This is a genomic window from Sunxiuqinia sp. sy24, assembly GCF_052677165.1.
This window is the reverse complement of sequence record NZ_JBQYLH010000002.1, coordinates 137,078-150,118: the sequence shown is the minus strand read 5'-3', so window position 1 is coordinate 150,118 and position 13,041 is coordinate 137,078. Positions and strand designations below refer to the sequence as shown.

11 protein-coding genes are annotated in these 13,041 nt (G+C 44.0%); 7 read left to right on the top strand and 4 right to left on the bottom strand.

Features of this window, described 5'->3' with window-relative positions:
- Window positions 1-10: 10 nt before the first annotated feature.
- Together ACUNWA_RS02800 and ACUNWA_RS02795 are read right to left on the bottom strand one after the other, a co-directional pair.
- Window positions 11-577 carry a nitroreductase family protein gene (locus tag ACUNWA_RS02800; protein WP_445590361.1) on the bottom strand — a complete coding sequence of 189 codons (567 nt, stop codon included), beginning with the start codon at window positions 575-577 and terminating at the stop codon, window positions 11-13.
- Window positions 578-728: 151 nt separating this feature from the next.
- Window positions 729-941 carry a hypothetical protein gene (locus ACUNWA_RS02795; RefSeq protein WP_445590360.1) on the bottom strand — a complete coding sequence of 71 codons (213 nt, stop codon included), beginning with the start codon at window positions 939-941 and terminating at the stop codon, window positions 729-731.
- A gap of 42 nt (window positions 942-983) precedes the next feature.
- Between ACUNWA_RS02795 and ACUNWA_RS02790 the strand changes: the two genes are divergently transcribed.
- From ACUNWA_RS02790 to xylE, 5 genes are all read left to right on the top strand, one after another.
- Window positions 984-1,979 (top strand): GntR family transcriptional regulator, encoded by a 996-nt coding sequence (locus ACUNWA_RS02790; protein WP_445590359.1) that lies wholly within the window; start codon window positions 984-986, stop codon window positions 1,977-1,979.
- Between the two features lie 124 nt (window positions 1,980-2,103).
- Window positions 2,104-3,585 carry a xylulokinase gene (locus tag ACUNWA_RS02785; protein WP_445590358.1) on the top strand — a complete coding sequence of 494 codons (1,482 nt, stop codon included), beginning with the start codon at window positions 2,104-2,106 and terminating at the stop codon, window positions 3,583-3,585.
- A 32-nt stretch (window positions 3,586-3,617) separates the two neighbouring features.
- Window positions 3,618-4,970 (top strand): Gfo/Idh/MocA family protein, encoded by a 1,353-nt coding sequence (locus ACUNWA_RS02780; protein ID WP_445590357.1) that lies wholly within the window; start codon window positions 3,618-3,620, stop codon window positions 4,968-4,970.
- A 99-nt stretch (window positions 4,971-5,069) separates the two neighbouring features.
- Window positions 5,070-6,395 carry a xylose isomerase gene (xylA, locus tag ACUNWA_RS02775; protein ID WP_445590356.1) on the top strand — a complete coding sequence of 442 codons (1,326 nt, stop codon included), beginning with the start codon at window positions 5,070-5,072 and terminating at the stop codon, window positions 6,393-6,395.
- A 4-nt stretch (window positions 6,396-6,399) separates the two neighbouring features.
- Window positions 6,400-7,779 carry a D-xylose transporter XylE gene (xylE, locus tag ACUNWA_RS02770; protein WP_445590355.1) on the top strand — a complete coding sequence of 460 codons (1,380 nt, stop codon included), beginning with the start codon at window positions 6,400-6,402 and terminating at the stop codon, window positions 7,777-7,779.
- Between the two features lie 288 nt (window positions 7,780-8,067).
- Here the strand turns inward: xylE and ACUNWA_RS02765 are convergent, their stop codons facing one another.
- Window positions 8,068-8,643, bottom strand: a complete 576-nt coding sequence (locus ACUNWA_RS02765; RefSeq protein WP_445590354.1) for a superoxide dismutase — start codon at window positions 8,641-8,643, stop codon at window positions 8,068-8,070.
- A gap of 373 nt (window positions 8,644-9,016) precedes the next feature.
- Here ACUNWA_RS02765 and ACUNWA_RS02760 point away from each other — a divergent pair, with 373 nt between their 5' ends.
- Window positions 9,017-10,276 (top strand): metallophosphoesterase, encoded by a 1,260-nt coding sequence (locus ACUNWA_RS02760; protein ID WP_445590353.1) that lies wholly within the window; start codon window positions 9,017-9,019, stop codon window positions 10,274-10,276.
- A gap of 512 nt (window positions 10,277-10,788) precedes the next feature.
- Here ACUNWA_RS02760 and ACUNWA_RS02755 read toward each other — a convergent pair.
- Entirely contained in the window at window positions 10,789-11,388 is a 600-nt protein-coding gene (locus ACUNWA_RS02755) for a superoxide dismutase (protein WP_445590352.1), read from the bottom strand.
- A 267-nt stretch (window positions 11,389-11,655) separates the two neighbouring features.
- Here ACUNWA_RS02755 and ACUNWA_RS02750 point away from each other — a divergent pair, with 267 nt between their 5' ends.
- Window positions 11,656-12,963 carry an MATE family efflux transporter gene (locus ACUNWA_RS02750; RefSeq protein WP_445590351.1) on the top strand — a complete coding sequence of 436 codons (1,308 nt, stop codon included), beginning with the start codon at window positions 11,656-11,658 and terminating at the stop codon, window positions 12,961-12,963.
- Window positions 12,964-13,041 lie beyond the last annotated feature (78 nt).

The following is a 13,041-nucleotide window of genomic DNA, read 5'->3' as shown; positions in this document are numbered from 1 at the left end:
CTCTGTTTTTTCAAGATAAAATCAAATCTTCTAAAGCTCGCTTGGGGACATGGTGTACCCCTCGCTCATCGCGCCAATATTTGTAGTCATCGTTGACCATTTCTTCCAGAATAACTTCCTCGTCGGGTTTTCCCAAAGCCAGCACCTGCAGCACCTCATAACGATTACTCAATTCGAAAAGTGCACTCACCTTTTTCCGGTTCACCGCTGCGATAATGCAACCGCCATAGCCTTCCTCAACAGCTCCCAGCAAAATACTCTGAGCAGCAATGCCGTGGTCACAGAAATAGTTTTCGCTTATTTCCCGGTCATTTAGCATGATGAGGTAGGCAGCTGGCCGCTCTCCTTTTGCCGGCCCAGGCCAATCTTTCAGATACCCGGCCCAGGCCAGCAGAGGAAACAGTTTTTCACAATTTGCCTCTTCCGTCACTAAAACATACTTTAGCGATTGCGCGTTGCGTGCACTTGCCGAACAGCGCGCCAAATCAATCCATGCACTCAACTGTTTCCTGCTTATGCGTTCGCGCTCCAAAAACCGCCGGTAACTTCTGTTTTTCAGAATCAATTCTTTTAACATGTTGTTTGATTTTTATTTGATCGATGAAAACCATGCGCAAGATAAAAAAATGGAACTGATTACCGGATGCTGCATTATTTTGAGGATATGAGGAAATACCTTGTCTTATGCTGAAAAGTAAAAAAGGACAAGGGAGATCATACCGAATTAACTAAACTTTAAAGTACCTATTAAAAAAATCCTCTCCACTTATCCTTTCCCTCTTAAACGCCCCTAACACACAAATATTACCCTTCAGCGAAAACAACATATCAATGGCTTGGTCACGCCATTGGCAAGCAACTTCAATCAAACTTAAATTTCCATACGGGAAAAAACCCGCAGAAAAACGAATAAAATACGAACATTTTCTAAATTGTTTCATAAGTTTGCATACCAGAACAGAACACTTAAGACACTGAATTTCATGAGCAAATTTCATTTCAAAATTGATCCGGCTTCAAATCAGCTAAAGTTTCAACAACTGATTGACGCTGTTACGGAAGCCATCAGCAAAAACCTATTGCAGGTTGGCGATATACTGCCTTCGGTAAACCAGTTGTGCAAAGAGAGTGAATTGTCGCGCGATACGGTTTTTAAGGCTTATGCCGAATTAAAGAACCGAGGAACGATTGAGTCGGTGCCCAACAAAGGTTATTTTGTAGCCAAAGCCACCACCAAGGTATTTCTGTTTTTAGACACCTTTAAAGCGTACAAAGAAGTTTTGTACGGATCCTTTTTGGAAAATCTGCCGGAAAATATTACCGTTGATTTGCACTTCCATCACTACAACATCAACGTATTTGAAACAATCCTTAAGGAAAGTGTTGGAAAATACACCAACTACATTGTGATGAATTTTGATCATGAACGGGTGCCGGAAATCATCAAGCGGATTCCCAAAGACAAACTCCTGATCATTGACTGGAAAATCCGCGCTCAAAAAGACAACTCAGCCGTGTATCAGGATTTTGGCAAAACTTTATACACATCGTTCAAAAGTAACATCAATTTCATTCGCAAATACAAACGTTTCATCTATCTGTACCCTGAGTTTACCGATCATCCGCAGGAATCTATTGCTTATTTCGACCAGTTTTGCAACGATCATGACATCCAATCCGAAGTCATGAAAAAGTCAAAAGAACTGGACATTCAACCAGGCGACCTGTATCTGATGGTGAGCGACCGCATGCTAGCCCGCTTTCTCGACCAATGTGACCAAAAGAAACTGACACCCGGCAAAGAAGTGGGCGTGATTTCATACAATGAAACACCAATGAAAAAATATGTCAAAGACGGAATAACTGTAATTTCGACTGATTTTGAACTAATGGGACGAAAAGCAGCTGAATTTGTAACCAATGGGCAACCAATTAACTATTGTGTTCCTACAAGTCTGAAGGTACGTAGTTCATTATAAGAAATTCTGTTTTATAACATATTCCAGTTGCTTTGAAATCGGGCTATCTGTCTCTAGATTTGCACAACATACCAGAACAGAACGGTCTGAATAGAAGATTTAAACTTACGATAAGCACTCAACTATGTATCTACTCGGCTTTGATATCGGCAGCTCATCTGTCAAAGTTTCACTAATAGCGGGCGCAACAGGCGCATGTATCGCATCCTCTTTCTACCCTAAGCAGGAAATGAAAATTGTTGCCAAACAAGCTGACTGGGCTGAACAAGATCCGGAGCAATGGTGGAAAAACCTCAAACTAGCTTTAAAGGATGTGCTGGCAGAATCCAACGTAAATCCGACAAATATCAACGCCATTGGTATTTCCTACCAAATGCACGGATTAGTGATGGTTGATCGTAAGCAGAAGGTCATTCGCCCATCCATTATATGGTGTGACAGCCGGGCAGCTGCCATTGGCGATCAGGCCCTAAAAGAAATAGGAGAAAAGCAATGCTTGCAAAGCTTACTGAATTCGCCGGGCAACTTTACTGCCTCGAAACTGAAATGGGTGAAGGACAACGAACCGGAACAATACAGCCGAATACATAAAATAATGCTGCCCGGTGATTTCATTGCCATGAAGCTCAGTGACGATATACAAACCACGGCCGGCGGTTTATCCGAAGGTATTTTGTGGGACTTTCAGCAAAACGAAGTCTCCAGGCTGGTGATGGATTACTACGGATTTGAAGCTTCGTTCATTCCCGAAATTGTACCAACATTCTCCGTTCAAAGTGAAGTGAGCGAGCAGGCAGCCCGCGAGCTGGGTCTGGCTAAAGGCACAAAAATAAGTTACCGGGCAGGCGACCAACCCAATAATGCGCTTTCGCTAAATGTGCTGAATCCGGGAGAAATCGCCACAACAGCTGGCACATCAGGAGTCGTATACGGAGTAAGCGAAGAAGTAGCTTACGACCCAAAGTCACGTGTCAACACCTTTGCCCATGTAAATCACTCAGCTGAAGCCAATCGACTGGGCGTGCTACTTTGTATTAACGGAACCGGAATCCTGAACTCATGGCTGAACCGCCAAGTAGGCAACAGCGCTTTCTCCTATGAAAAGATGAATGAGCTGGCCGCAACGGTTCCTGCCGGATCTGAAGGCTTAAGCATTCTTCCTTTTGGAAATGGTGCAGAACGCGTACTGGAAAACAAAAATCCGGGAGCCACCTTTGCCGGCATCAACTTCAACATTCATTCTCAAGCTCATATATTCCGCGCGGCCCAGGAAGGAATCGTATTTTCATTTAAATATGGCATGGAAGTGATGAAAACCATTGGTATCGATGCAAAAGTAATTCGGGCCGGAAAAGCCAACATGTTTCTCAGCCCAATATTCAGAGAAACGCTGGCTGGCATTACCGGAGCAACCATCGAATTATACAATACCGATGGCTCAGTAGGTGCCGCGCGAGGCGCCGGGATTGGTTCAGGCTATTACCAATCAGCTGCAGAAGCATTTAAAAACCTGACTAAACTGGAAACCATCGAGCCTGGTGTGAATACGGATCAATACCAAAGAGCCTACGAACGATGGAAAACAGAACTTGAAAAAGTGATTTAATACAAACTAGTTTAAACCTAAACCGCATACCAATGAAAAACCTTTCTAGAAGATCTTTTATGAAAGCAGCCTCTGCAGCGGCAGCAGGCGCCATATTCATTCCTAACATGATTAGTTGCTCACCAAGCGACAGGTTAAATATTGCCGTAATTGGTGTTGGCGGACGAGGGGCCGCATCGTGGACCCAGGTTCCGGCAGAAAGTATTGTCGCGATGTGTGATGTTGACGATCGGATGGCTGCAAAAGGATTTGAAGCACGTCCCAATGCTAAAAAGTATAAAGACTTTCGAGTGATGTTTGACGAAATGGCAAACGACATTGATGCCGTCATCATTGCCACCCCTGACCACACGCACTTTCCTGCCGCAATGGCTGCCATGGAGTTGGGCAAACATGTGTTTGTAGAAAAACCACTCGCGCACAATATTTGGCAATTACGCACTTTAACAAAAGCAGCCAAACATTATGGTGTTGTATCTCAGATGGGAAATCAAGGACACACCACAAATGGAATCCGATTGACAAAAGAGTGGTATGAAGCTGGCGTACTCGGAGAAGTAAAAGAAGTGATTGCCTGGCAAGGTAAAATTAACTTTGAAAAAGATGGCTACTTTAGCAAACCAACCACTTTTCCACCGCAAGCACATAAAATACCCGAAGGACTAGACTGGGATCTGTGGCAAGGACCGGTACCTGAACGTCCGTTCAACAAATTATACGCTCCAAGAACCTGGAGAGGCTTTTACGATTATGGAAACGGGAAATTAGGCGACTGGTGCTGCCACACGCTTGATGCTCCTTTCTGGGCTTTGGACCTTGGCTTACCTCATACCGTTGATGCCATTGTCACTAATCCTGTTCCTGATCACAGTTTTGTTGCTGAAGAATCGTTAGTTACCTGGCAGTTTGCTGCACGTGGCAACAAAGCTCCGGTGACCCTGAAATGGTACGAAGGCTTTGAGAAACCAGCAATCAGACCAGAATGGGGCGTAGACGAATTACCAGGAAGTGGAATGATTATGATTGGTGATAAAAAAACGCTAATCACAGGTGGCAGACCCAACGACGCACGCCTGTTGGTTCCTGAAGAAGAGATGAAAGAATTCTTGAAGAATCCCCCGGCCCAAACGATCCCAAGAGTTGGAGAAGAGAAGCCAGTACAAGAATGGGTTGACGCCATAAAAAATGGAACCTTGCCGGGTTCGAACTTTGACTATTCAGCCAGCCTTATGGAAATGGCGCAAGTTGGAGTTTTGGCCCAACGATTTGGAGGACGACTTGAGTACGATGCTGAAAATATGAAAGTCACGAACCGACCAGAATTAGACGACTACATTAAAGAGCCTGTCCGCAAAGGATGGTCCTACGGTGAAAATCTTTGGTAGTCAAACGTCAATCGACATAATAGGTAGCTGCCAATGCAGCAACAAATAATCTCTGACTCTGAATATAAAAAGATTGAATAATCATAAAAAAAATAAAACATGACTGTATTTAAAGGAAACAAAGAGTATTTCCCAGGTATTGATAAAATCAAATACGAAGGGCCAGAATCAAAAAGTCCACTGGCATTCAGATGGTACGATGAAAACCGTGTTGTTGGCGGTAAAACGATGAAAGAATACCTGCGTTTTGCTGTGGCCTACTGGCACACCTTCTGTGGTGATGGTGGTGACCCGTTCGGACCAGGAACCAAAGTTTTCCCATGGGATGGCGCTGCAAATCCAATGGATGCTGCTAGAGAGCGTATGGATGCCGCGTTTGAATTCATCACTAAAATTGGTGCTCCTTTTTATTGCTTCCACGATGTTGATGTGGTGGGTGACGGTTCGGTTTTTGAAATTGAGCAACGCCTGGCAAAAATGGTCGATGAAGCAAAAGCACGCCAGCAAGCAACCGGAACTCAACTTCTTTGGGGAACAGCCAACGTGTTCTCAAATCCTCGCTACATGAATGGAGCTTCAACCAATCCTGATTTCAATGTAGTTACCAATGCGGCCGTTCAGGTCAAAAATGCCATTGACGCCACCATCGCCTTGGGTGGAACCGGTTATGTATTCTGGGGAGGACGCGAAGGCTACATGAGTCTGCTAAACACTAATACGAAAAAAGAACTGGACCACATGGGACAATTCCTTCGCATGGCACGCGATTATGGTCGTAAGCAAGGATTTAAAGGGACTTTCCTAATTGAGCCAAAACCAATGGAACCCACCAAGCACCAGTACGACTACGACACGCAAACAATTTTGGGGTTCCTGGAAAAGAATGGCTTAGCTGATGATTTCAAAATCAACATCGAAGTCAATCATGCAACTTTGGCCGGACACTCTTTTGCCCACGAATTGCGCATGGCAGCAGATGCCAACATGTTAGGATCAATCGACGCCAACAAAGGGGATTACCAAAATGGCTGGGACACGGATGAATTCCCAACCAATATTTACGAGACAACCGAAGCCATGTTGGAAATTATCAGCGCCGGAGGGTTCACCCACGGAGGGATTAACTTCGATGCCAAAGTGCGCCGTAACTCTACCGATCTGGATGATATCTTCATCGCTCACGTTTCCGGAATGGACACTTTCGCTCGCTCCTTGATTATTGCTGATAAAATTCTGAAAGAATCAGACTACCTGAAATTACGCAAAGAGCGTTATGTGTCTTTCGAATCAGGTAAGGGCGCCGAATTTGATGCCGGAAAATTAAGTCTTGAAGATCTGTATACGGTAGCCAAAGAAGTTGGAGAGCCCCAACAGATTAGCGGCAAACAAGAAATGCTGGAACAACTAATCAACTGCTACATCTAAGCGTATGAAAGGACAAAACTCACTCTACATCGTTGCCATCACTTTGGTGGCAACGCTAGGAGGTTTGCTCTTTGGGTATGACACGGCTGTCATCTCCGGAGCAGAAAAATCAGTTCAAGCCTTTCTGATCAACGGACTCGGACTCAGTTCCTGGGTGCATGGAGCCACCATTTCCAGTGCTCTGATCGGTTGTATTATTGGTGGTGGGTTATCTGGTTTGCTAGCCAAGCATCTTGGACGGAAAAAATCACTCATGCTGGCTGCCTTACTCTTTTTCCTGAGTGCCTTGGGCTCTGGGAATCCGGAGTTCCTCTTTTTCACCAAAGGAGAACCGACCATGGGTTTGCTCTACATGTTTAACTTTTACCGGATCATTGGCGGCATTGGCGTTGGATTAGCGTCGGCTGTTTGCCCCATGTATATTGGCGAAATTGCCCCGGCTGATATTCGCGGACGCCTGGTTTCTATAAACCAGTTTGCCATTATCTTCGGAATGTTGGTGGTATACTTCGTGAACTGGGGCATTGCCAATGGACAAACCTTGGAGTGGATTAACACCGTTGGTTGGCGTCGGATGTTTACTTCGGAAGCCATTCCGGCAGGCATTTTCGGATTCCTCCTGTTCTTTGTTCCTGAAACCCCTCGTTACCTGGCCTTAAATCATAAAGACGATGAAGCGCTTGCGATTCTTACCAAAATTAATGGTAAAGAACGGGCACAACAAATTCTTCAGGACATTAAAGGCACAGTCCAAAAATCATCAGCCAAATTGTTCGCCTATGGAAAAATCATCATCATTATTGGAATTCTGCTATCGGTATTCCAACAATTTGTCGGCATCAATGTGGCGCTGTACTATGCCCCTCGAATTTTCGAAAGTATGGGAGCCGAAAAAGATGCATCGATGTTGCAAACGGTAGTTATGGGACTGGTGAACGTGGTTTTCACGGTCGTGGCCATTGTAACAGTTGACAAATGGGGACGCAAACCTTTACTGATGATTGGTTCGGTTGGCATGGCCATCGGCATGTTCGCCATCGGAACGCTGGCCTTCATGCAAATCATTGGCATCAGCACGCTGGTGTTCATCATAATCTACACCGCTTCGTTCATGATGTCGTGGGGACCGATTACCTGGGTTTTAATCTCTGAGATTTTCCCTAACAAAATTCGTGGAAAAGCAGTGGCAATAGCTGTTGCCGCACAATGGGCAGCCAACTACTTTATTTCTTCAACCTACCCCGCCATGATGGAATTCAGCAGCGGCATGACTTACTGTTTCTACGGAGCCATGAGTTTACTCTCATTCTTTTTTGTGTGGAAAATGGTTCCGGAAACCAAAGGAAAAACACTAGAAGAGATGGAATCTTTGCTCAAAAAATAATTTCTTATTGAACCTTTAGCATGGGTTATAAACATTAATTTTCAGGTAAATTAATAGCAAATACTCGCAAACGAAGAAGGGGACCTCAATGGTCCCCTTTTTCTATTTTTGGGCTCTCAATGCCAACGCTGGGGTGAAACAATGTGCCCCCTGGCCTTCAGTTCCTTCATGGCTTTATCCACGTCCTTCATCTCCAGACCTGACACTTCCACAATCTCTCCTGCTTTTTATGGTTTTTCTGCGCCAATTAAAGCCTCCAGTGCTTGTTCTGCTCTCATCGTTCCAATTCTAGAAACGTTCTGAAATTACTTTCCAGTCCAATACTTTCCAAAAATCTTCAATGTATTTCGGACGAGCATTTTGCTTATCCAGGTAATACGCATGTTCCCACACATCGCAAGTCATCAGTGGAGTTAAGTCATCGCGCAGCGGGTTAGCCGCATTGCTGGTTTGAACGATGCTCAACTTACCTGCAGCATCTTTAACCAACCATGCCCAGCCTGACCCAAACAAGGTAGCTGCAGCTTTCGAAAAAGCATCCTTGAACGATTCAACTGAACCAAATTCAGCTTCAATTGCCTTTTTCAAAGCGTCTTTAGGCTCAGCGCAGCCATCTGCAGCAAACTGCATGAAATAAAATGTATGATTCCAAACCTGCGCGCCATTGTTAAAAATGCCTCCATCGGCCTCTTTCACAATCGTCTCCAGATCTGCTTTTTCAAACTTCGTACCCTGAATCAATCCGTTTAGATTATTTACATAGGCCTGGTGATGTTTCCCATAATGAAATTCCAGGGTTTTCTCACTAATGTATGGTTCCAACGCATTCTTGGCGTAGGGTAACACGGGTAATTCAAATGACATAATCTTTAATTTAAAAGTTAGATATTTTGCTTGATTTTTGTCTTTCTAACATGAAGTAAGCCCAAAAAGTTTGAAGTAAAAAGCCACAGACAGCTATTTAAAAAGATTCCAAATAAACAATAAAAAGAGGTTCGAAATACATGACCTAGAATGTTGGACTCTTGGGGGGAAATCAAGCTTACTGGAGACTGTGACATAAAACGACCAAGATCTCAAGTTTAGCCACTCCGTTTCGTTATAGATTCATCCTCATGACACAACTATCCGGCGAATATGCTTGTTACTATTGAAAGTTCCGCTTTTGTTGGTTTCTATTTCAACCCTGCATGATATTCACAAGGAACATGAATACAGCACCCCAGAAAACACGAAGATGATTAGCAAACAATTTCTGATTTTTGGCCTTTTTATTTTGGCCGTCGAATACTATTCCTTTGTTGCCTTACGAACCGTTTTGCGACCAACGAACACTGGGACTCAGTGGTGGCTATTTGGCCTTTACCTGCTCGTATCTTTGGCTACTTTATGGAGTTTGTGGGCTTTCCCGCATTGGGGCCGAACTTCCTGGCCCTCGATTGGCGTTAAATACCTGGTGAATATGCTCATTGGTGTTTTTCTGGGCAAAGTACTGATTGCAGCCATTATGCTCGTAGGCGACCTGCTACTACTACTTCCCAATGTCGTTAAGTTTTTCCTATCATTTAAAAGCAGTCCCGGTGCTCCTTCTGCCGATGGATCCCGCTTTATCAGCCGGTTTAGTTTTATCTCTCAAACTGCTTTACTGATGGGAGCTGCACTCACCTCGGGGCTGGTGTACGGCATGACTAACCGGTACCGCTACCAAATCAGGCGCGTCCGGTTGGATGCCAACTCGTTTCCCGAGGCCTTTAAAGGCTTACGCATCATCCAGATTTCAGATATTCACTCCGGCAGTTTTGATGACCTGGAAGCCGTAGCCGAAGGGGTGGCTACCATTATGAAAGAAAAACCTGATCTGATTTTATTTACGGGCGACCTGGTCAACGACAAAGCCGAAGAGCTTGAGCCCTATCTTGACGTATTCAAAAAGTTGGAGGCCCCCATGGGCGTATATTCCGTTTTGGGAAACCACGATTATGGCGATTATGTTTCGTGGCCATCCGAAGAAAGCAAGCAACAAAACCTAAAACAACTGAAACAACATCATGCAACGATGGGGTGGCGTTTGCTACTCAATGAGCATGTGGTGCTGGAGCGGGACAATCAGCAGCTAGCCTTAATCGGCATTGAAAACTGGGGAGCAAAGGCCGGATTTCCAAAATATGGCGATCTGCAAAAAGCGGTTGCTGGATTGGAAGGGAAAGATATTCCTTTGAAAATATTGCTGAGCCATGATCCTTCGCACTGGGATGCCGAAGTTCGTCAGTATTTTCCCGATATCACACTCACCTTGAGCGGACACACCCACGGCATGCAGTTCGGCATTGATATTCCCGGGTTCAAGTGGAGTCCGGTGCAATATGTGTACGATCAATGGGCAGGTCTGTATGAACAACAAAACCAGTATTTGTATGTCAACCGTGGATTTGGGTTCATCGGATATCAGGGACGATTGGGAATCTTACCCGAAATTACCATGATTGAGCTTGCTTGATTTTTCCGTATTCAACCACAAAGGCCAGTTCGCTACTCCGATTTTCAAAACTTGAAAGTTGCTGAAGTACTTGAACTGTATTCTGGATATTCTCAACGGCCCTCCAAGCATCATTAATCAAAAGAAAAGCGTAATAATCGATGGCATCGAGACTCGGAATTGCCAGACTATTACGGGCAATTAGTTCGACGATATGGTGGTCGGCATCATAAAAAGATAGCTGTTTTGTTTATTCCAGCTGACAAAATCAATTAAAATTTTGCCTCAAAACTTCGCATACACAGCTATTTACTAGGCCATTGCATAGTTTCCGAATCGAAATAAAATGGAATATTGATGGAAAAATGAGGAGAAGGAGGAGTGTATTCGAACGGGTATGAAAAATAAATATGGATTAACCATGACAAGTTTGAAGAACGCAAAAGAACGTTCTTGTTTTTTAATCAGATCACTAACTTTAGGGCAGTAAAAACCCCGAAGCCTCTGCTTCGGGGAAAAAAACCAAAAATCAACTAACCTTTAAACCGTTTGGCTACTTCATCCCAATTGATGACTTTCCAAAAAGCCTCAATGTAGTCGGGGCGTTTGTTCTGATACTTTAAATAATAAGCATGTTCCCAAACGTCAATTCCAAGAATTGGAGTCCCTTTTACATCAGCAACATCCATTAATGGATTGTCCTGATTGGGTGTTGATGAAACAACCAAACTATCACCCTGCTTTACCAACCAAGCCCAACCTGAACCAAATCGGGTTGCAGCTGCGTTGGCAAAAGCGTCTTTAAATTTATCGACTGACCCTAAAGAATCAGTTATAGCTTTTAATAAATCTCCTTCAGGTTGGGCAGCACCACCCGGAGCCATAACTTCCCAATACAAATTGTGGTTGTAAAAACCACCACCGTTATTCCGAACGGCTGTTGAGTGTGATGACACATTGGCCAGCAATTCTTCAATTGATTTTCCCTCCAGCTCGGTTCCATTAACTGCATCGTTCAGCTTGCTTGTATAAGCAGCGTGGTGCTTGCTATGGTGTATTTCCATGGTGCGAGCATCAATTAATGGTTCAAGAGCATCGTATGTGTAACTTAATTTTGGTAATTCAAATGCCATATTAATTTTATTTTGTGATTTTCGGATTCGTTTATCTTTATATACAAAACTAAGGGGTAAATTGTTTCGATCCAAATAAGATTAGACCTAATTTTATTGAAAATATCTATGCCAGATAGGTTCACCCGATAAGTTTCAACGAATGAACAACTAAACCTATGGGCTCGGATAGATGGCTACCTTGGCTTGAGCGAAAGTAAGTTTCTGTCATCGAAAAGGAGCGTTTAGCGCCCAAAATATTTTTTGTTCCTTTGCACAAAAAAAATCGTGAACCGAAGAATCCTCCGTTTAGCCCTTCCCAACATCGTCAGTAATGTCACCATTCCACTATTGGGCCTCGTTGATCTGGCTCTGATGGGACATCTGGATTCTGAAGTCTTTATCGGTGCCGTTTCGCTGGGAACCGTTATTTTCAACTTTATTTATTGGGGATTCAGCTTTTTGCGCATGGGTACCAGTGGCTTTACCGCTCAGGCTTATGGCGAAAAAAATACACCTGAAAGTTATCACATTCTGCTACGCGCCATGTTGATTTCCACCTTTATTGGACTAATCATTCTTATCCTGCAGTTTCCGATTGAATGGCTGAGTTTTCAATTGATCAATGGAAGTGACGAAGTCGAATCGCTTGCGCGTGAATATTTCCGAATCCGAGTTTGGGCAGCGCCAGCCACCCTAGGACTCTACGTACTTAATGGGTGGTTTTTGGGCATGCAGAATGCCCGACTTCCAATGATTACCTCCATTGCAGCCAATGTTTTCAACATCGTGCTAAGCTTTCTGTTTGTCAAATCACTTCATATGAACTCAGCCGGAGTTGCTCTTGGAACAGTGCTGGCACAATATCTTGGCGTTGCGCTTGGCTTGTTTCTGTTTTTCAGATCGTATCGCCAGCTGATTCAACCCTGGAACTGGAAAGCCATTATTGATCCCAAGGCGATGAAAAACTTTTTTCGGGTCAACTCCGACATTTTCATCCGCACCTTTTGTGTGATTTTTGTTTTCACTTTTTTCACGTCGAAATCGGCCAGCATCAACAATCACATGTTAGCAGTCAACTCCATTCTCATTCAGTTTTTGTTGTTTTTTGCCTTTTTCATTGATGGCTTTGCCTATGCCGGCGAAGCACTTGCCGGTCGGTACAAAGGGGAACAAAACCGAACCCTTTTTCTACGCGTTACTCGTTTGCTCTTTTACTGGGGTGGCCTGCTGGCCTTCGCTTTTGCACTCATTTACCTGTTTGCCAACCGACTTATTTTAGAGGTGCTTACCAACCAAACCGATTTAATTGAAACAGCTCTTAACTTTCGATTCTGGCTGGTTCTACTCCCCCTGCTTTCGTTTGCGTCCTTCATTTGGGATGGAATTTATATTGGCGCCACAGCCTCGAAAGAAATGCGCAACAGCATGCTAGGCGCTAGCTTATTCGTTTTTCTCCCAAGCTATTTTCTGCTGCAGCCTTTTTTAGAAAGTCATGCTCTCTGGTTGGCCATGATGTTGTTTATGCTTAGTCGTGGGGTGTTTCAAACGTTTTTGTTTCCGAAAGTGATGAGAACAAATTTCATTCGGAAATAAAGGCACGCCAACATCAGCAAACAAAAAGCCCTCCCCTTTCATCGAAAGATGATCAGGAAGGGCCATGACAAAGAGTGA